General features: G+C 41.4%; 18 protein-coding genes. 11 read left to right on the top strand and 7 right to left on the bottom strand.

Translation table 11 applies throughout. The features are described from left to right. The first annotated feature begins 24 nt into the window (after positions 1-24). The 6 genes from P2W73_RS22210 (at position 25) to P2W73_RS22185 (ending at position 5,912) form a co-directional block, all read left to right on the top strand. Positions 25-969, top strand: a complete 945-nt coding sequence (locus P2W73_RS22210; RefSeq protein ID WP_276504305.1) for an acetyl-CoA carboxylase carboxyltransferase subunit alpha — start codon at positions 25-27, stop codon at positions 967-969. 153 nt (positions 970-1,122) lie between these two features. Beyond that, positions 1,123-2,013, top strand: a complete 891-nt coding sequence (gene dapA / locus P2W73_RS22205) for a 4-hydroxy-tetrahydrodipicolinate synthase (protein ID WP_276504304.1) — start codon at positions 1,123-1,125, stop codon at positions 2,011-2,013. Positions 2,014-2,072: 59 nt separating this feature from the next. Further along, positions 2,073-3,233: an alpha/beta hydrolase-fold protein gene (locus P2W73_RS22200; RefSeq protein WP_276504303.1), complete on the top strand. Its 1,161-nt coding sequence runs from the start codon at positions 2,073-2,075 to the stop codon at positions 3,231-3,233. 642 nt (positions 3,234-3,875) lie between these two features. Beyond that, on the top strand, positions 3,876-4,994 hold the full coding sequence (locus tag P2W73_RS22195; protein WP_276504302.1) for a C1 family peptidase: 1,119 nt from the start codon (positions 3,876-3,878) through the stop codon (positions 4,992-4,994). 12 nt (positions 4,995-5,006) lie between these two features. Further along, positions 5,007-5,423: a hypothetical protein gene (locus P2W73_RS22190; RefSeq protein WP_276504301.1), complete on the top strand. Its 417-nt coding sequence runs from the start codon at positions 5,007-5,009 to the stop codon at positions 5,421-5,423. 177 nt (positions 5,424-5,600) lie between these two features. Continuing rightward, positions 5,601-5,912: a protease inhibitor I42 family protein gene (locus tag P2W73_RS22185; RefSeq protein ID WP_276504300.1), complete on the top strand. Its 312-nt coding sequence runs from the start codon at positions 5,601-5,603 to the stop codon at positions 5,910-5,912. A gap of 74 nt (positions 5,913-5,986) precedes the next feature. Here the strand turns inward: P2W73_RS22185 and P2W73_RS22180 are convergent, their stop codons facing one another. Together P2W73_RS22180 and P2W73_RS22175 are read right to left on the bottom strand one after the other, a co-directional pair. Then, positions 5,987-6,889, bottom strand: a complete 903-nt coding sequence (locus P2W73_RS22180) for a ribonuclease Z (protein ID WP_276504299.1) — start codon at positions 6,887-6,889, stop codon at positions 5,987-5,989. Positions 6,890-6,994: 105 nt separating this feature from the next. Continuing rightward, positions 6,995-7,378: an STAS domain-containing protein gene (locus P2W73_RS22175; protein ID WP_276504298.1), complete on the bottom strand. Its 384-nt coding sequence runs from the start codon at positions 7,376-7,378 to the stop codon at positions 6,995-6,997. Between the two features lie 92 nt (positions 7,379-7,470). Here P2W73_RS22175 and P2W73_RS22170 point away from each other — a divergent pair, with 92 nt between their 5' ends. Both P2W73_RS22170 and cmk read left to right on the top strand, forming a co-directional pair. Continuing rightward, on the top strand, positions 7,471-9,996 hold the full coding sequence (locus tag P2W73_RS22170) for an ATP-dependent Clp protease ATP-binding subunit (protein WP_276504297.1): 2,526 nt from the start codon (positions 7,471-7,473) through the stop codon (positions 9,994-9,996). A gap of 148 nt (positions 9,997-10,144) precedes the next feature. After that, positions 10,145-10,831, top strand: coding sequence for a (d)CMP kinase (gene cmk / locus P2W73_RS22165; RefSeq protein WP_276504296.1), 687 nt, complete (start codon positions 10,145-10,147; stop codon positions 10,829-10,831). Positions 10,832-10,833: 2 nt separating this feature from the next. On the opposite strand, the gene bamJ is transcribed toward cmk, so the two are convergent. Then, positions 10,834-11,556, bottom strand: a complete 723-nt coding sequence (gene bamJ / locus P2W73_RS22160) for a BamJ family beta-barrel-assembly machinery protein (RefSeq protein ID WP_276504295.1) — start codon at positions 11,554-11,556, stop codon at positions 10,834-10,836. Positions 11,557-11,632: 76 nt separating this feature from the next. Here bamJ and P2W73_RS22155 point away from each other — a divergent pair, with 76 nt between their 5' ends. After that, positions 11,633-12,088, top strand: coding sequence for an acyl-CoA thioesterase (locus P2W73_RS22155; RefSeq protein ID WP_276504294.1), 456 nt, complete (start codon positions 11,633-11,635; stop codon positions 12,086-12,088). On the opposite strand, the gene P2W73_RS22150 is transcribed toward P2W73_RS22155, so the two are convergent. Then, positions 12,073-13,464 carry an exonuclease domain-containing protein gene (locus tag P2W73_RS22150; protein ID WP_276504293.1) on the bottom strand — a complete coding sequence of 464 codons (1,392 nt, stop codon included), beginning with the start codon at positions 13,462-13,464 and terminating at the stop codon, positions 12,073-12,075. The genes P2W73_RS22155 and P2W73_RS22150 overlap by 16 nt on opposite strands. A gap of 70 nt (positions 13,465-13,534) precedes the next feature. On the opposite strand from P2W73_RS22150, the gene P2W73_RS22145 reads away from it, so the two are divergent. Continuing rightward, positions 13,535-14,500: a class I SAM-dependent methyltransferase gene (locus P2W73_RS22145; RefSeq protein ID WP_276504292.1), complete on the top strand. Its 966-nt coding sequence runs from the start codon at positions 13,535-13,537 to the stop codon at positions 14,498-14,500. 47 nt (positions 14,501-14,547) lie between these two features. Here P2W73_RS22145 and P2W73_RS22140 read toward each other — a convergent pair whose 3' ends face one another. Beyond that, the gene (locus tag P2W73_RS22140; protein ID WP_276504291.1) at positions 14,548-15,357 is read right to left on the bottom strand and encodes a M57 family metalloprotease; all 810 of its coding nucleotides are present in this window, start codon (positions 15,355-15,357) and stop codon (positions 14,548-14,550) included. 160 nt (positions 15,358-15,517) lie between these two features. On the opposite strand from P2W73_RS22140, the gene P2W73_RS22135 reads away from it, so the two are divergent. After that, positions 15,518-18,163: a S8 family peptidase gene (locus tag P2W73_RS22135; RefSeq protein WP_276504290.1), complete on the top strand. Its 2,646-nt coding sequence runs from the start codon at positions 15,518-15,520 to the stop codon at positions 18,161-18,163. A 112-nt stretch (positions 18,164-18,275) separates the two neighbouring features. On the opposite strand, the gene P2W73_RS22130 is transcribed toward P2W73_RS22135, so the two are convergent. After that, complete coding sequence (locus P2W73_RS22130) at positions 18,276-19,082, bottom strand: M57 family metalloprotease (RefSeq protein ID WP_276504289.1); 807 nt, start codon at positions 19,080-19,082, stop codon at positions 18,276-18,278. 291 nt (positions 19,083-19,373) lie between these two features. Beyond that, positions 19,374-20,468, bottom strand: coding sequence for a lipase family protein (locus P2W73_RS22125; protein WP_276504288.1), 1,095 nt, complete (start codon positions 20,466-20,468; stop codon positions 19,374-19,376). Positions 20,469-20,474: the final 6 nt, after the last annotated feature.

Below are 20,474 nucleotides of genomic sequence, written 5' to 3'. Positions count from 1 at the left end.
CCAACTAATGCCAACAGACAGTTTTTGGATTTTGAAAAACCCGTAAAGGATCTGATCGAAGAAATTGAAAATGCGAAACACAGGCAGGAGAAAACAAAGATTGATATGAGCGATCTGATCCAGCGTTTGGATCAGAATATTTTGGAAAAAAGAAAGGCCATTACGGAAAATCTCACCAGTTGGCAAAGAGTGCAGTTGAGCCGTCATCCGGACAGACCTTATACGATGAAATACATCGAAAAGATGACGACGAATTTTGTGGAATTGTTTGGTGACAGGAATGTCAAGGATGACAAGGCGATGGTCGGCGGTTTTGGTTCGCTGGAAGGTGAAACGGTAATGATTATCGGGCAGCAAAAAGGAATCAACACAAAAATGCGCCAATTGAGAAACTTCGGAATGGCTAATCCCGAGGGTTATCGAAAGGCGCTGAGATTAATGAAGCTTGCTGAAAAATTTAATAAACCTATTATCACGTTGATTGATACACCTGGTGCTTTTCCCGGACTGGAAGCTGAGGAGAGAGGGCAGGGGGAAGCCATTGCCAGGAATATTTATGAAATGATCCGGTTAAAAGTTCCTGTCATTTGTGTTATTATAGGCGAAGGCGCCAGTGGTGGCGCATTAGGGATTGGCGTGGGCGATAAGGTTTTTATGATGGAGAACACCTGGTACACGGTAATTAGTCCCGAAAGCTGCTCCTCTATCTTATGGCGGAGCTGGGAAAATAAAGAAATTGCTGCTGAACAACTTCGGCTGACGGCCGATAAAATGCTGGGTTTTGGGCTCATTGATGGCATTATACCGGAGCCGATTGGTGGTGCGCATTGGGATTATGATGAATCGGCAAAAATTCTCCGCAGTTATCTTATACCCGTGTTAAAGGAATTAAAGCAAAAGACTCCCGAGCAAAGGGTGAATGACCGGATAGAGAAGTTTGGTAAGATGGGATTCTGGGATGAAGTGTAGGGTAGTGAGCGAAGCCGAACTATTGTTTTTCATGGCAGCGACTCTTGCAGTTTACCCTGAGCTTGTTGAAGAGCAGTCTTCATCGCTCTGTTCATTATTCAACAAAACAAATTATCTAAATAGTAATCTTAAATCTTCAATTTTTAATTTAAAATGTCACTCAGAAAGAAATTCACCGGAACAGGTATTGCTATCGTTACACCCTTCAATGCAGACGGAACAATCGATTGGGATAGCTTTAAGAAGCTGATCGAATTCTGGATTGTGGGCAAGGTGGAATACCTGGTGGTGCTGGGTACAACGGGTGAAAGTGCAACCGTGCATGGAGAAGAAAAGCAGCAGGTGTTTTCTTTCGTGAATCAGGTGAATGCAGGGCGGCTTCCATTGGTAGCCGGTATCGGTAGCTATGATACAAGTGAAGTGCTGAAGCATTTTAAATCATTTGACCTCAAAGGATATGATGCAATACTTTCTGTAGGTCCTTACTACAACAGGCCCAATCAGGAAGGGATATTTCAGCATTATAAATTATTGAATGATCATGCGCCGCTCCCTATCATGTTATACAATGTGCCATCACGCACCGGCCAAAACATTACAGCAGAAACCCAGTTGCGCATTGCTCACCAGTGCAAGAATATTTTCGCTACCAAGGAGGCAAGCGGAAACTTTGACCAGGTGATGCAGATCATAAAGTACAAGCCCGCCGATTTTATGGTGATCAGTGGTGATGATGGTATTACGCTACCCATGATTGCACTCGGAGCCGAAGGCGTTACATCTGTTGTTGCCAACGCTTATCCAAAGGGTTTTTCAACGATGGTTCGTCTTTGCCTCGACGGAAAATTTGCAGAGGCAAAAGAACTTCATTATCGTTATACGGATATTATCAATTCTATGTTTGCAGAAGGAAGTCCCAGCGGCGTAAAAGCTTATTTAGCGGAAATGGGACTTTGTCAAAATACTTTCCGGCAACCTGTTTGGCCGGTAAGTGCTGGGCATCATGCAAAAATCAAAGAATTAATGAAGGGCAGTGACCTGTAATAATTTCTCCGGTTCAATTAAGAGAACTGCCTATTTTAAATTTCAACGACTCTGCACGTATGAATAGGATTGCCTTTGCTATTCTTGGAATGTTCTTAACCGCTGCGGCTATGGCACAGCATACAGTTCAGTTGCAGATAAAAGCTTTGCCGGAATTTCATCCTTCTGGCAGCAGTATTTATGTTGCTGGTTCATTCAATGGCTGGAATCCCCGGGACGAAGGCTATAAATTTAAAAGGGATGATAAAGGAAGTTACTACCTCGACTTGAAATTGGATAAGGGCTCATATGAGTACAAACTTACCCGTGGCGGGTGGGACAAGGCAGAATGCAAAAAAGCAGGTGCAGGAATCGAAAACCGGTTATTAAAAGTGGAAGAAAATACAAACATACAGATAGCTATTGAAGAGTGGGCGGATCGTTTTCCTGCTGTTCCCAAAGAAAGTACAGCCAGTAAAAATGTGCAGGTAATTGATACAGCATTTTTAATACCCCAACTTAAACGCACGAGAAGGATTTGGATCTATCTGCCCGGGTGTTACAATAGCTGTTCAAAAAGATTTCCGGTGCTGTATATGCATGACGGGCAAAATGTTTTTGATGATGCTACTTCTTATAGCGGAGAATGGGGGGTGGATGAATACCTTGATTCGCTGGGCATGAATGCCAACGAGTGCATCGTTGTGGCTATCGACAATGGCGGGATCAGGCGAATGAATGAATACTGCCCTTATGATTTTAATCTAAGCGGACCAGGAGCACCCAGTACTTCAAATAAAGGAGAAGGTAACGCCTACGTTGATTTTATTGTCAAGACATTAAAGCCATTTATTGATAAAAATTATCGAACCGTAAAAAACAAAGCCAACACAGCTATCGCTGGTAGTTCGATGGGTGGCCTGATCTCGCTGTATGCCGTGCTTAAGTATCCACGGATTTTTGGAGCGGTTGCTGTATTTTCTCCCGCGTTTTGGGTAGCGCCAAAGATCTTTGACGACATCAAAGCAAAAGGTAAAAAGGTTAATTCCAAAATCTATTTTTTTGCAGGCAAGTTGGAAGGGGAAAGAATGGTACCCGATATGCTGAAGGCCTATGAAGCGATGAGCAAAGTATCGAAGTCAAAAATGCAGGCAGTCATCCGTGATGATGGTAAACATAATGAAGCAACCTGGCGAAAAGAATTCCCATTGTTTTATAATTGGATCAATACCGGCAACTGACAACTCAATGAGGAAAGGCATGTGCCGATCGTAAATTACCGGTAGTAAATCCGTAATTTCTGATGCAAAAAATTTGCGTAGAAAATCGCTGAAAATTAATGTCTCAAATTATTGTTTGGGTTAGTTTCTACATTACCTTTAATATCCGATTTTAGAAATTACTTCAATCAGGATTTGTCTTCAAGAAGGATCATTCAAATCTCTGGATTAATATTCTCTCTCACTATTATCAAAAGCTCAATTAGTACCTGGTTCTGGTTTCGTACAAAATATCCTATGCCTTAAACGCTCTGGTTAATTAAAATGGCAGAACCCTTTGAGGCTTTTCTTTACCTGCGTGGAATTAGTTGATTCAATTTGTAGTTTTTTAGTGGCTAATGGCTTTGTAGTTGATTTGCTCTAAGGTCTATTCAAACTCCACCTAAATTATGATCTTCAAAAGCAAATCATTTGTTTAAAATCTTCTTATAGTATAATAGTATAAGCCTCCAAAGGTTATTTATTCAGATAGCGGACCAATCCGTTATATCCCGGCCTGGTTAGTCGTTGTCGTCACGTGCAGAACAGCGACATTAAATAAAAAAGTATGCAGCAGGGACGCCGAAAACTGAACAGAGTAGGCAAACTTTAAACCTCAATCGTATGGCTAAACAAGAATTTCAAACCGTAAAAGATGCCATTGCCCATGAAGGTCATACCTGGCATGCATCACCCACTTTTCTGGCTAACCTGTCGGAAGAGGAAGGAAAAAAATACCTGGGTTATACACCCGGAGGGGATGAACTCTCATTAGAAGCAAGGGAAAAAACCGCTGTTGATCAGTATGCAGCTTATTTGTCCACAAGCCCTGATACCAGTGCCTTTGCTGCGCCTGCTGCAATTGACTGGAGAAATATCAATGGTCAGAATTTTGTTACGCCAGTTAAAAATCAGGGTGGATGTGGTTCCTGCGTCGCATTTGGCGCCATAGCTGCCGTTGAAAGCAAAGTAAAAATTTTGCGCGGCGCCGGTTATGCCATCGATTTATCTGAGGCGCATCTTTTCTATTGCATAGCCCGGGCGCAGGGCAGAACATGCGGTGGAAGTTCAGGCGGTTGGTGGCCCGAACCATCACAAATTGGTTTCCGCGATATCGGCGTTTGCGATGAGGCTTGCTACCCTTATACTGCAGGTGATCAAAACTGCACCAATCGCTGCTCCGATTGGCAAAACAGGGTCATAAGAACAACAGGCTATACTAAAGTTGGTGGCGTACAGGCCACCAGGGATTGGGTTTCTTCTCAAGGGCCCGTTCAGGCATGCTTCACCGTCTATAGCGATTTTTATTATTACTATTCAAGTGGTGTTTACCGCAAAACTGCCAATGCTACAGTTATCGGTGGCCACTGCGTAACTATTGTTGGTTATGATGACAACCTGCAATGCTGGATTTGTAAAAATAGCTGGGGTACCGCCTGGGGCGAATCAGGCTACTTTAGAATTGGCTATGGCCAGGCTGGTATCGATGCAGAATCATTTGGTATCAATGGCATCCTGAATACCCGCTGGATACGTGGGAAAAAAGTGGTCGGCTTGTGGGCCAACGCACAGGAAAGAAATGCCTGGGCCTACCTGAGCGATGAAGGATGGCAAAAAATAAACAACAACAATGATGATGGATTCATCAATTCCGTTCGTCAATTGACTGCGGCAAAAGCCACCAATGCCAGTGTGGATGTCCATGTTGACAATGGTCTTATCGACACTATTTATGTATTTTAAAAAATCATTAAAATGAGTAGAAAAATGAAATCACCCGAAAAAATACCACCTGCCGGTTCAGCCTTTGCTAATGGAAACACAGGTGCAAATGCCCCCACAGTCAATGTGCAGCAACAAGCTGCCGCTTATACAACACTCGTTACGTCTGCTAATGCTCCGCAGCTCACCCCTCCTGAAATGGAAGAAGGAATCACCGCTGCAGAAGCCGCCGTATGGAATTCAGATAAAAGGGTAAATGCATTGTACACTACTTTGCATGCCCGTAATTCCTGGATGAGTATAGCCGGCGTTGGATGGAAGAAATTAACTACAGCTAATGATTCAGCTTGCGAGGCAATGACACAATTAGCCGCTCACTGCAGGGAAAAAAACTGCAGGATAGATTTCTCTGAGGAAAACGGTGTTATCACTGAAATGTATGTGTGGTAATCATGAATTTACCGGGAGCCGTAAAGGGTTTAAAAAGTTCCAGGAGTTCAAAAGGTTTCAAAAGTTGAATGTTCCATTCAAACTATTGAACCTCTGAAACTTTTCAAACCTCTTAAACCTTTCTATAATCGGTTCCCGGTAAATTTTAAAATTTTAAACTGGTTTAAAACACTTCATATGCATCATAAAGTTTTTGCCGGTAGCAATACGAGCATCGCAGTGCATAAAGGAGACACTATCGAGATTCAGTTGGAGGAGACTCCGACCGCTGGCTACTCCTGGGAGATCGACAATATGGATACCAACATTTTTGAACTGCAGTCAAGCGACTACAAGTTGTATAACGAAGGGGGGATCGGGGGGAGCGGGTTACGTACCATGATTTTTTTGGTGGACGGACAGGGTAATGGCAGGATCAAATTAAAAAACTCACAACGGTGGAGCGGGGACATTTACCAAAAATTTGAGGTAAATGTGCATGCTGATTGACGGGTTTAATAGGTTTAAAAATTTAGTGGGTTCAATAACACAACTTCTGAAACCTTTTGAACTGCTGACACTCCTTAAACTCTGTAAGTTACTCCTTCAAGAGCCAGATCTGTGTTTGGGAAAATTTCTCTTGCTTCCTGTTCAAACTCTTCGAGAGTGTCGTATTTGCTGCTGAAGTGGCCAATTAACAGTTTTTTGTTGCCTGCTTTTTGAGCGATCATTGCAGCCTGGCGTGTAGTGGAGTGAAATCGAAGTTCCGCCCTGTCACGAAAATTATCCAAATACGTAGTCTCATGATAGATCATATCGACATCTTTGATATGAGCTATCATGTCTTCATTATATTTTGTATCGGCACAAAAAGCATACGATTTTCCCTTGGGTGCAGCCTCAGTAAGCCATTCATTTTTAATTATTTCACCCACACTGGAAACAAAGTCTTCACCGTTTTTCAATCGCTCATAAAAATGTAGGGGGATATTGTTTTCCCTGACGGCTTCGAGGATCAGCCGGCGGGGTTTCTTTTTTTCCGCAAACACAAAGCCGTAGCATTCTATGCGATGATTGGTTCGAAAACACTTTACCAAAAACTTATCATTGTCAATCAAAACGCCTTCATTCCTGATCGTATGAAAGTGCAGATCGAAACAGAGGGTTGTGTCGGCTACTTTTAATTGCAGTTCTATTAATTGTTGAAGCGGCGCAGGTCCGATAATATGCAACTCCTGCTGGCGGCCCAATAAGCTGAACGAGTTAATAAGACCGATAAGGCCAAAATAATGATCGCCGTGGAGATGAGAGATAAAAATATGCGAAATACGGCTGCGGCGGATCTTGTAATTTATCATTTGTATCTGCGTCCCTTCCCCGCAGTCCACCAAAAAGCTAAAGGCATCCAGTGTGACTACCTGGCTGGTCGGATGCCGGTCAAATGCCGGTACGGCTGAGTTATTTCCAAGGATGGTTACAGCGAGCATGTTCTAAAAGTACGAACAATGAGTTTTGTGACAAAAGATGGTGAGTGCGGCAAGATTTTTAACAGTGATGAAGCTGACCGGTACTTAAAAAGGTGAATCGTTGAATTACAGCCCCTCTTCGTCATTCATCAGCTCCCGTTCAATATCTTCCATCTGAACGATGTCCCAAGCTTCGCTTTCGGTTGGTGTAACATTCATCAGTTCTAAAAGTTCATTTTTGTCCAAAAAATCTTCGACGCTTTTTTGTAGTTCGCAGATCACAAAAGATGCATTACTTTCATAGAAGCTTTGCTGTATGGAAACAAGCTTTTCAGCTGCAACCTTATCCACAGTTTGGATGTTTTTAAGAATGAGCACTATGTTTTTAACGTCATTTTGCAGGTAAGGAAGTAGACATGCACCCAGTTCCTCTGTCATAGTAGCAGAAAGTGAGTCGCCCGGCAGCGTGATGGCATGAAATCTTTCTTTGGTATCTATTTTGACCTTCATACAACTAAGTTTATCAACAATCCGTTTATAATTACGGAGAACTTGATACCAAATATATTTGTTAATATTGTAACACAACCAATTATCTAAATATGGATAATAATTTTTCAACCCAGGTAAAGGAGATCATTTCGTTCAGCAGGGAAGAAGCGCTACGATTGGGAAATGATTTTATCGGTACCGAACACTTGCTTCTTGGTTTAATCCGGGAAGGTGATAATACAGCTGTCCGCATTTTAAAAAGCTTCAATGTCGATTTGTATGAGCTTCGAAAAGAGATCGAGCTGGCTGTAAAAGATAAGACAGGAAAAAACATTGCTAACATCAACAGTCTGCCATTGACGAAGCAAGCTGAGAAAGTGATTAGAGTGACAGTGTTGGAGGCAAAGGCTTTAAAGAGTACGACGGTAGAAACAGAGCATCTTATGCTCTCCATTTTAAAGAATAAAGAAAATATTGCAACTCAAATCTTAAATCAATTTGACGTGGACTACGATCTTTTTCGCCAGGAATTAGGCATTGTAAAATCAAGTGATCCCCGTGCTGAATTCACCGATGAAAACGATGATGATTTTGAAGACGAGAAAAAGTATTCACAACAAAAGGGATCCAAGCAAGGAGCTAACGTGAAAAGCAAAACTCCCGTTCTTGACAATTTTGGACGGGACATTACAAAACTGGCCGAATCAGGATCATTGGATCCGATAGTTGGCCGTGAATCAGAAATCGAAAGGGTATCACAAATTCTCTCACGCCGTAAAAAGAATAACCCAATTCTTATTGGTGAACCTGGCGTTGGTAAAACAGCGATCGTTGAAGGCCTGGCCCTTCGCATTGTTCAAAGAAAGGTATCGAGGGTTTTATTCGATAAAAGAGTAATCTCTCTTGATCTGGCTGCTTTGGTAGCTGGTACAAAATATCGTGGCCAGTTTGAGGAGAGAATGAAAGCAATCATGAATGAGCTGGAAAAAAATCGTGATGTGATCCTGTTCATTGATGAGCTGCATACAATAGTAGGTGCGGGCGGAGCGAGTGGTTCATTGGATGCGAGCAATATCTTCAAACCTGCGTTGGCAAGAGGTGAGCTCCAATGCATCGGCGCTTCTACGTTGGATGAGTACAGGATGTATATCGAAAAAGATGGTGCATTAGATCGTCGTTTTCAAAAAGTGATCGTTGATCCTCCAAGTGTAGAAGAAACAGTTCAGATTTTAAATAACATCAAGTCGAAATACGAAGATTATCACAACGTAACTTATAATGATGAGTCAATTGATGCTTGTGTTAAGTTGAGTGATCGTTATATCACCGATCGTCTTCTTCCGGATAAAGCTATCGACGTGATGGATGAAGTTGGTGCCAGGGTGCATTTGAAGAACATCAACGTTCCTCAAAACATCGTGGATCTGGAAAAGAAGATTGAAGATGTAAAAAATGAAAAGAACAAAGTTGTAAAGAGTCAGAAATTTGAAGAAGCTGCTTCTTTGCGTGATACAGAAAAAAGACTCGCCGAAGACCTGGAAAAAGCAAAACAAGATTGGGAAGAAGAAAGCAAGCATAAACGCTATCCGATAGATGAAGAGGCCATTGCTGAAGTAGTAAGTATGATGACGGGTATTCCTGTTAAACGTATGGTACAGGCCGAGACTGAAAAGTTGCGGAAGATGATGGATGACATGAAGGAAATGGTGATTGGCCAGGACGAAGCTATTCAAAAAGTAGTGAAAGCCATCCAGCGCAACAGGGTTGGATTGAAGGATCCGAAAAAGCCAATTGGCACATTCATTTTCTTAGGTCCAACAGGTGTTGGTAAAACAGAGTTGGCCCGTGCATTGGCGAGATATATGTTCGATTCCGAAGATGCATTAGTTCGCATCGATATGAGTGAATACATGGAAAAATTCACTGTCAGCCGTTTAATTGGTGCGCCTCCCGGATATGTAGGATATGAAGAAGGTGGTCAGTTAACTGAAAGGGTTCGCCGCAAACCATACAGTGTTATCCTGTTGGATGAGATCGAAAAGGCACACCCGGATATTTATAATATTCTGTTACAGGTGCTGGATGACGGGCAGTTGACAGATGGTTTGGGAAGGAAAGTGAACTTTAAGAATACTCTGATCATCATGACATCTAATATTGGCGTTCGTCAATTGAAAGATTTTGGAGCTGGTGTTGGTTTTGCTACTTCTTCAAGGGTAGAGCATGAGGATGAAGCTAATAAAGCGGTAATAGAAAAAGCACTGAAGAAGACATTTTCGCCAGAATTTCTCAACCGTATAGATGATGTAGTAATCTTCAACAGCCTGACAAAAGAACATATCTTCAACATCATCGATATTTTGATGAAGGGTGTAATGAAGAGATTGGCCAACCTTGGCTTCAATCTTACTTTGACCGAAGAGGCAAAATCATTCCTTGCCGAAAAAGGATATGATGTTCAGTTCGGCGCAAGACCTTTGCATCGGGCTATTCAGAAATACCTGGAAGATCCGCTGGCTGAAGAGATATTAAATATGAATGTGAAGGCCGGGGATGTGCTGGAGGCCGACCTGGATAAGGATAAAGCCAAAATTGTATTCTCCTTTAAGAAGGTGGAAACAAAATCAAAGGCCTAAATTAAGTTCATAATAAATCGAGTAAGGAGTGCTTTTATACAGCACTCCTTTTTATTTTTGCAGGAAGTAGGATATTATGGAAAATCAGGAACTTACCTTTTCAATATCGAAATCTACTAGCACCCCGCTTGCTGACGGCATACCAGTTATGGCTAAAAAAATAATAATTACGATAGACGGCTGGTCAAGTTGTGGTAAAAGCACATTAGCAAAAGGGCTGGCGAAAAAGCTTGGCTATGTGTATGTAGACAGTGGAGCTATGTACCGGGCTATTACTTTATATTTTCTGCGAAATCATGTTGACTGGACTGATAAAAAAGAGGTACAGGCAGCCTTAAAAGAAATTCATCTCGATTTTCATTTCAATGAAAAAAATGAGACGAGTGAAATATACCTGAATGATGAAAACGTGGAATATGTGATCAGGGACCTGGTAGTAGCCGAGAAAGTAAGTGAGGTGGCGGCGATAAAAGAGGTGAGAACATTTGCCGTAGCGCAGCAACAAAAAATGGGCGTGAAGAAAGGCATTGTAATGGATGGTCGGGATATCGGGACAGTTGTTTTTCCCAATGCTGAGCTAAAAATATTTATGACAGCAGACAATGCTGTAAGAGTTGAACGCAGGTTCAAAGAATTGTATGAAAAGAATCCCAACATCACGATTGAAGAAGTAAAAAACAATTTGGAGATGCGGGATTATATTGACTCACACCGCGAGGTCAGCCCATTAAGAAAGGCTGATGATGCCATAGTATTAGACAACACCAACCTTACTCCTGAGCAGCAATTTCAAAAAGCCCTGGCATGGGCCAAGGAGAGAAAAGCATTCAAATAATTTTATTGTGCTTTCTTCACATCTAATAAATCCACCTCAAATATTAAGGTAGAACCGCCGGGAATAGGTCCCTGGTCGTTAGAGCCGTAGGCAAGTGTATAAGGAATATAAAGTTTATATTTTGATCCAACACTCATCAGTTGCAATCCCTCGGTCCATCCTGCAATTACCCTGTTTAATGGAAAAGTAATAGGCTCTCCACGGGTGTAAGAATTATCAAATTCGGTTCCGTTGATCAAAGTGCCTTTGTAGTTCACCGTTACACTATCTGTTGCTAACGGCTTGATACCGGTTCCTTCTGTGATCACTTCGTATTGTAAACCACTGGCGGTAGTTTTTACGCCGGGTCTTGTTTTATTTTTTTCAAGGAAGGTCTGGCCTTCTTCAATCGTTGGTTTTGATTTTTGTTCCTGTGCAGTATTGATCAATTTGGTCACAACTGTATTGCAGGTCATGTCATCCAACAGCGCTTTCTTACCGGACATTACATCACCGATAGCTCTCGATAAAATAGCGGTATTGATATTTGTAATGCCTTGTTGCTTATAAAAACTGGCAACACTAACCCCGATCGCATAACTCGCAGAGTCATTCACTGTTTTCAAAGTAGTTGCCGGAGTAATGGGTTTTGCCGGCTTCACCGCAGGCTTGGCTTTAGCAGGTTGTTGTGCCCATGATGTAGCGCCAACAGCAACCGTCAGGATAACCAGAAATATTTTTTTCATTATTTTTTTTTATGAGAAGCAAAAGTAATAGGTGCTGGTGGTATTTGAGCAATGAAGCTGTTAATTTCAGCCCCTGGTGAAGTATATTAGCAGGATGGGAGAATTTATAAAACAAATACAGGTAAGGTGGTCGGACCTTGACCCGAATGTACATCTAAGGCATTCAGTCTATTATGACTGGGGGGCTTTTTGCCGTATTGCTTTTTTTGATGAACATCAATTGTCAACAGAAGTATTGCAGCGATTGCAGATTGGCCCGATATTGTTTCGTGAGGAGTGTGTGTTTAAACGGGAGATTAGATTAAGCGATAAGGTGATGATCAATTTGGAAGTTCTCCATTCAAAAAAAGATTACTCACGTTGGTCAATCCGGCATACAATCATAAAAAATACTGATACCGTTTCAGCTATTATCACCGTGGATGGCGCATGGCTTGATATTGTTAAAAGAAAATTAGCGATCCCGCCGCAGGAAGTTTCTGAAGTGCTTGCTCAAATGCCAAAAGCTGAAAATTTTCAATGGCTTGATTGACCGATAGCACGGGAAAATAATCTTACCTTTTCCGGGAATCTTGCTGCATAGCCATTGACAAGGTTTCGGATAAAAAGGTTTTCTTTATACGGGGTCAGCAAATCTTTCAACATTTCCGGTTCGGCTACCTGTATGTCTGACGGAATATAACCCATACCATAAAACTTCCCTTCGCATACCAATATGCAGGACTGATCTTCTGCAGAAAGGCCATTATCGATGATGGCGAAAGTTGGTTGATCGGCAAAAGATTCGATTGCCTTTAATACACGATTGTTATATTCTGCTGGCTTCTCCTTTAGTTCGCAGGCGCCATAGCAATAATTCTCTTCTATTCCCTCACAATGCGAATGAGTAGTTTGAAGGAAGCACAGTTTGGGACAAAGGTTATATTCCCTGATCATCTTGCGTAAAATAGAATGACCATCCACCAGGTAGTGAAATGTATGAACAGGCCTGAGCTGCTTTTTATTTTTTTCTATAGCGAGCCGGTAATAACCTTTTTGGTCTTCATATAAAAAAATGCCATAAACCCGTTCTGCATTTTTTTGCGAATAGTTGAACGCCGGCCATATCTTTTTTATTTCGGTTGACTCCAGTATATGAGCCATTAGTTCCGTAGCACACGGTTGATAGGATATGCCATAGGTATGCTTTAGAAAATTCTGTTTTTGCCTGCTTTCTGAGTTATTGCTGAAATGGCTATTGACACGATAACGGATATTTTTTGCCTTACCCACATAAATGACCTTGCCCTTTTCATTGTGAAAATAATAGACCCCGGGAGTATAAGGCAGTTGGTCAAAATGTTCTTTTGGAACATTGGGCGGCAACACCTGTTCTTTCGAATTACGAAGCAGGCTTTTTTCAATCAGTTTTTCTTTATCGTTTTGTAAAAGCAATTGAAAAACTTTCACCGTAGCTTCTGCATCACCACCGGCTCTGTGGTGGTCATTAATGGGTATATCCAGGGAATGACAAAGATTGCCAAGACTGTAAGAGTTAAAGCCGGGAAATATTTTGCGGCTCAGCCTGATGGTACACAGTTTTTTGGTATTAAGAGCAAAGTTGCTGGCAGCAAGATGGCTTTTGAGAAATGAATAATCAAAATTCACATTGTGGGCAACAAAAATTTTATCGTGTAAAATATCATAGACCTGTTCTGCAACGTCGCTGAAAAGAGGGGCGTCTTTTACCATTTCATTCGTAATGCCAGTCATCGATTGAATGTAGTAAGGAATCGAATGAAGTGGATTGACTAATGTCTCAAATTTTTGTACCACGCGGCTGCCATCAAATACCTGAATGGAAATTTCCGTAATACCGTTGGCAGAAGCATATCCTCCTGTCGTTTCTATATCTACAATTGCATACATAAATTAATACCTGGCTTTGATCCTGCCGCTACCAGAAGAAATACGAATTTCGTAAAAATTATGCGGAAATATGAGTGAAGAAAAACTGGAAATGTTTAAAAACAGGCTGACAAAAGTTTTCAAACATGTAGGCAAACAGGCTAAACGAATAGGAGTAAGTTGTTACCGGGTGTACGATCATGATTTGCCTGAATTTCCCCTTTGCATCGAGTTTTATGATGATAAATTATATGTAGCAGAGTATAAGCGAAGGCATAGCATGAGTGAGGAGGAACATGATGAGTGGATGGAAAAAAGCCTGGAAATTATCTGCAATGTTTTATCGGTAGAAAAGGAAAATATTTTTTTAAAACTTCGCCAGCGTAAGCCCGGCAGACTGGGGCAGTATCAAAAGTTTGATGCTGTGCAGCATGAATTTGTAGTTGAGGAAAATGGATTGAAATTTATTGTCAATCTTAGCGATTACCTTGACACCGGCCTGTTTCTCGATCATCGCTTAACAAGGGAACGGGTTCAAAAAGAAGCAAAGGGCAAAAAGGTTTTAAACTTGTTTGCCTACACTGGTTCTTTTTCGGTTTATGCCGCGGCAGGCGGTGCTTCGGAGGTGGTTACTGTAGACCTTTCCAAAACCTATCTAAATTGGGCGGAGAGAAATTTTCAATTAAATGGATTCCAGGTCAATGGTACTACTGTTGCAGGTGGGGGCAAATTTATTCATGCTGATGTCTTACAATTTTTGAAAGAATTGCCGCCAGATCAATTTGATTTGATCATTATGGATCCGCCCACTTTTAGCAATAGCAAACGAATGGATGATTTTCTCGACATACAAAGAGATCATGCTTCGCTTATAAATGACTGCTTGCACACGTTGAAGGATGGTGGCATCCTTTATTTCAGCACCAATTTTCGAAAGTTTGTTTTGGATAGAGAAAAAATAAATACTGATTCGGTAAAAGATATTACCAAAGCAACAACACCTTTCGATTTTGAGGGCAAGTTGTTTCGTTACTGTTTTAGAATAGTCAAGGAATAAAAAAACTCCGGGGTAATCCCGGAGTTTTTTCAACAACTTGTTTTGAATTAATATAAATAACCCAGCGCTGTTTTATCATTGTTATTAAACGGGCGGTTAACACCACTGCCGATACAAGCCAGCATCCAGCTACCAGAGTCAGCCTCTGTTGGAGTTCCGGGGATGTGTACAGCACCTACTGTAGAAGCACCTTCGTTAGAGGTTGCTCCGCCGCAGCTAAAGGAGCGATCCATATAGTCGGTATGACGGAAGCCAATACAATGACCTGCTTCATGAGCCAGGATAGTAGCGAGGTAATTAATAAAGGTTGGTGAAGAACCAGTGCCGATTGCTCTTGAATTTACTTTTACCTGGCCATAAGGTTGACCACTACTGGTTGGAAAGCCTGCAGAAGCGAGGTAGCTACCATTGGCATTTACAAAAGTGATGTCAGCACCGGAGCTAACAACTAAAAAATTAAGTTGAAGATTTTCGGCATTGTAACGACTAGCCATTTCTGCAAGTGCCGCAGAGTATCCGGCTTTTGCCGCCAGTTTGCTATCCAGGGCAACTTTGATAGTACGTGGCAGAGCCGTTACCAGGTTGTTGGTACGGTACTGTTCATTATTGGCAATACGTAAAAATGTTCCGCCGGGTTTGCCATTTAAGAATTCTTCAGTTAAAACGATGTCACCTTCTACAAGGTAACCGTCTTCAGTCCGTTGTACATTGGAAGTGCCAAAGCCATGATTGTAAATTTTGGTGAGAGTTTCCCGGGATATCTCTTCTTGTTGAACATCCTTAACATTTTTCTTACAGGAGATAACAGTTAGAGACATTACGCAGAGTAATGCGGTAGTAGTTTTTACCAGTTTCATACAGTTTTAGGGTTTTAGTGTGTGGTTGAAAAATAAAAAGCCTGGTATCTATAAACAGGCGTTAGTAAGATACGAAGCATTTTGATAAAGCAATATGGTGAGCATAAAAATTTTGTCGTGAGTTTTATTCAATACTTTTGAGAGATAGCAAATTAAAGAGATGCAGTCTGTACTTTGTATAAAAAGGTGGTCAATTTTTTGTAAGTACTCTTTACTATTATTTAGTCTTTTTCCGTTTTCATTAGCATTTTCTCAAATAGGAGAAAAGAACGTTAGAAAATTTTCACCGAAGTTTTTTTTAAGATACGCCGCAAAGGATACTTCTGCTTTTTCCACCTTTACTATAGCTGTATCCGATAAAAAATCATTTAAAGAGTTTACGGGTAAGTTTTCTCGTATTTATACGATTTATGAATACGATGAGGCGGGAATAATCGTTGTGCGGAGTAGTTGGAAAGATATAGTTGAGAAGATAGCTGATCGCCCCGAAGTTTTATTTATCGAACAACAAAGAATTCCGAAAGAAGAAGTGGCGGTTAGTAATTTGGATCTTAGTACTAATAAGGTCAATCTTGTTCACAGCGAATTTCCTTTTTACAATGGTCAGCCGCTTGTGGTTTCCGTAAAAGAAAACAAACCTGATACAGCTGATATCGATTTTAAAGGAAGATATATTTCCACCTCATCAACTTCTCCAACCCTGAGTGGCCATGCAACTATCATGGCGACAATTATTGCAGGAGCTGGCAATACTTACTATGAAGGCAAAGGTGTTGCTACGGCCGCCGGGATAAGCTCAGCTAATTTTTCCAATTTATTGCCCGAGCCTGATGCTTATTACCAGCAACATAATATAACCGTGCAAAATCATTCCTACGGAACAGATATAGAAAACTATTACGGTGCTGACGCTGCGGCTTATGACGCAAGTGTTTCTGTTCGGGCTCCGTTGCTGCATGTGTTTTCTGCTGGTAATTCCGGAACGCTCACCAGCAATACGGGCAATTATGCGGGGGCAGCGGGGTATGCCAATCTCACCGGAAGTTTTAAGATGGCAAAGAACATCCTTACTGTTGGTCATATTGATTCTTTTGGAACAGTACTGCCTGCCAGTTCGAGAGGACCTGCCTACGATGGAAGGGTTAAGCCTGAACTGGTGGCCTTTGCATTAGATGGGAGCAGTGGGGCAACAGCGATTGTATCGGGTATCGGATTGATATTACAGGATGCATACAAACAATTAAAAGGAACAGTTCCTTCTTCCGACCTGGTAAAAGCAATTCTTTTAAACAGCGCAGATGATGTCCATACAAAGGGAATTGATTTTGTATCTGGCTATGGTTCTGTTAATGCGCATAAAGCAATGCAGGGGTTAGCAGGCGGTACTTATTTTCAAAATATTATTACAGCCGGAGCAACAAATGAACATAACATTTTCATTCCGGCAAACACCCGATCAGTGAAAGTTACACTAGTCTGGAACGATCCTGCAGCAGCAGCAAACGCACCGAAAGCATTGATCAATGATCTTGACCTGGAATTGGTGGAGCTTTCAACAAACCAGGTTTGGCAGCCCTGGGTATTAAATCATTTCCCAAATAAAGATTCACTGAGCTTGCTGCCTGTAAGAAGAAGAGATAGCTTAAACAATATGGAACAAGTCTCAATAGACAATCCTGGTGCAGGAAATTATATTATCAGGATAAGAGGGTTTAATGTTCTTGCGGCGCAGTCTTATGCTGTCGCTTTCGAGTTTGATAAGAAGGATAATTTTGTTTGGTCCTGGCCATCAAGGCTGGACAATGTAATCAGCGGTACTTCCAATACACTGCGTTGGGAAAACAGTTTTGAGAATAATGATGGGCTGTTGGAATACAGTATGGACAACGGTAATAGCTGGCAGCAAATCAATAGTTCAGTTAACTTAAGTACAAATTATTACAACTGGCTGGCTCCAGATACTTTTGCCACTGCCATGCTGCGGATGAATATTCAAGGCCAACAATATATTTCAGATACTTTCACTATTTCAAATCGCATCAATGTTTCTGTAGGATTTAATTGCCCGGACTCTTTTTTGCTGTATTGGAACAGGCCGGCCGGTGTAGATAGCTTCCAGGTTTATAAACTGGGTGATCATTACCTGGAATCAATGTTGATTACGAGAGACACGATCGTAGTGCTTGGAAAAAATTTGAATACATCAATGCATTATTCTGTTGCAACTTTGGTAAATGGTAAGACTGCTCTTAAAAGTTTTGCGATCAACTATACTACACAGGGTGTGGATTGCTATGTAAGAAGTTTTTTGGGGTCGGCATCAGTTGACGAAGTGCAGCTGGAATTGCAGTTGGGTTCCGTATACCAGGTGCAACAAATTACCCTGGAAAAGTTTTCTCAGAATAATTTTCAGCCCACTCAAATCTTAACGCTTATCAATGGAACTTTCTATTCATTCACTGATGCTTTGCCAACCAATGGCATCAATATTTACCGGGTAAAAATTGAACTCAGTGGAGGCAGGGTAGTATATACCGAACCGGTTAATATCTATTACCTTGGTAAAACTGAGTTTTATGTTTTTCCAAATCCTGTTGAACGAACAGAACCTGTTACTATTCTCAGCAATCAAACGGAAGAGGTGCGAATGCAGGTTTATAATACAGCGGGTATAAAAGTGCATGAGGAAATGCTTTTAGATTTGATTAATACCATTTCGTTGGAAAAGTTGAGCAGGGGATTATACTTTATCCGCTTTATAAAAAAAGACAATACCGCTACCGTTATCAAATTGCTCATTAATTAATGTTGATCGGGTGGCAGTGTGTAACAAAAAAACAATTTGATGGATAATAATTGCTCAAAGAAAATAAGCCGCTGACCTAAATCAACGGCTTATAAAAAAAGATCGGTTGAAATTAGTATAGATATCCTAAAGCTGTTTTGTCATTAGTGTTAAATGGACGGTTTTGTCCGCTGCCAATGCAGGAAAGCATCCAGGAACCGGCATCAGGACCGGAAGGAGTGCCGGGGATCAATACAGCGCCGACACCGGTGGTTTCCTGGCCTTCATTGGTAGGCGATCCGCCACAACTGTAACTGCGATCCATCCAATCAGTATGTCGAAAACCAATGCAGTGGCCAATTTCATGTGCCAATATGGAGGCAACAGTATTTACCGGCTGTCCACCCACACCAAAAAGCGAACTTGTATTTAGTAAAATGGAAGGATATGGATTTCCGGTTGCAGAAGGAAACCCGGCCGATGCCAAATAAGTTGCAAAAGCCGGGGCTTTGCTTATTACAATATTTCCCCTGCGGCTCACTCTTTGAAAAGTAATTAAAAGATTTTCAGCATTATACCTTCTGATGGCCTCATCAAGAGCAGGCCCATGATTAGAGATCTTACTGTCAATACTTATCGTGATAACTCTTGGCGCAGTTACCAAATTAAAGGTGTGATACTGTTCCGTTTCGGCTATACGAAGCAACTGTCGCCCGGGCGAAGAGTTTAGCTGTTCCGGGGTAATTACAATATCTCCTTCTACCAGGTAGCCTTCCGGGTGCAACTGGATATTACCGGGGCTAAAACCCAATGCAAAGATTTTGTTTTTTACATCAGTTGAAATTTCTTCCTGTTGAACTTTTTGAGACTCTTTTTTACAGGCGGGAATGATAAGGCATACTAAGGCTATTAGAGCCAGCATTTTTCTCATGTGCTTCATAAGTGGTTTTGTTTTTTGATGATGATGAATAGGATAAAGCTTCGCAGAATAGAGGAGCTTTGGTATACAAAAGATACGAAAAAATGATATCCGAAAATATGAAGAGAGCATTTTGAATCAGAAAATTTACCGGGGTGTTTGCTTTCCGGAATATACCGTGGTAATAAAGGCAGCTAATCTATGAGCACTGGTCATCGAACTTTTGCAAAAAGCAAGTTGACAACCAGGTTACCTTTTTCGATCTTTTCAAAAGGCTTCATTTTCCCTTACTAAACAGGAAGAAGTCAATTCTCAAGGATAATACTTGCTGGCAAGAAAATAATAAGCAGCGAAGGAATGGTGAACAAAAGGCGTTTGCTTGTTGTCTGGAAACTTTGCCTTATAGGGTTCATCGGGCATCAATACAACGGGAGTGCCTGCACGCATATAATTATTGCCATGGGCATAAGCCGGCTCCTGTAGTTGCGGCAATATTTTTTTGACCCCTCGTTTATAAACTACTTTACCAAGGTATTTCTCCATCTTCTTTTGTGCCTTCCTCGGCTTGCGTTCGAGTTTATTATAAACCATATTGCCGGCAACCCTTATCAGCAGCTTTTGTTTTTTTAATATCGATTTTGTGTTAACAAAGGGATTCGTTGGATTAAAGTCGTTTAATGTTTGAACCGAAAATGGCGTTTCAGGTACCCAGTCAGCAGCATTGACCACATTAAAGGCCCAGCCATTACGGGTGATAAAATCAAAATCATAGACATAGTACATATTACCCGGCTTAGGGGCAGCACTGCAATAAGTTTTAAAAAATATATCTGCGGGAATATCTTTTTTTTGCTGCTGATAATGCAGGTAAGATCTTAACAAAAATGCTAACGCTCCGCCCTGGCTATGACCGGCTACATAGAATTCTTTTACGCCTTTAATGTTATAATACTCGTTAATCTTTTTAATGATCTGAGGTGCGAGATGACCAATTGCAATGGTCCAGCCTGCATGTACCATTGCCCTGGGATCGTTAGCAAGCTGGTAGTCAAATTTTGTGCTATCGTTTAATTGTAATGTGCCGGTTGCCGGTATCATAGCCGCATAAAAGTTGGCCATCCAGCTTGGTAAATGATTAACAGTGCCTCTCAGGTCGATGACCGCTACATTGTCGTCGCGGAGATAAAAAGTCCAGCGATTTTGCAGTCCCATTTCTTCTGACCGGTATTCCATCTTATACCGGTCCTTTGCTGTTTTTCTAGCGACCGAATCAGCAATGCTGGAACGGTGAAAGGTTAACGAGAGAAGTTCCAGGTACTCCTTTCCATCAAAACCGGGCTGCAATTTGTGTTGCGCACCAGCAGTGTTTATTGTTGCCAGGAAAAGAAGGACAATGAGTCGGCGCATGAGAGT

It is taken from the genome of Terrimonas pollutisoli (assembly GCF_029360765.1).
Classification (GTDB): domain Bacteria; phylum Bacteroidota; class Bacteroidia; order Chitinophagales; family Chitinophagaceae; genus Terrimonas_B; species Terrimonas_B pollutisoli.
This window is presented reverse-complemented; position numbering and strand designations above follow the sequence as displayed.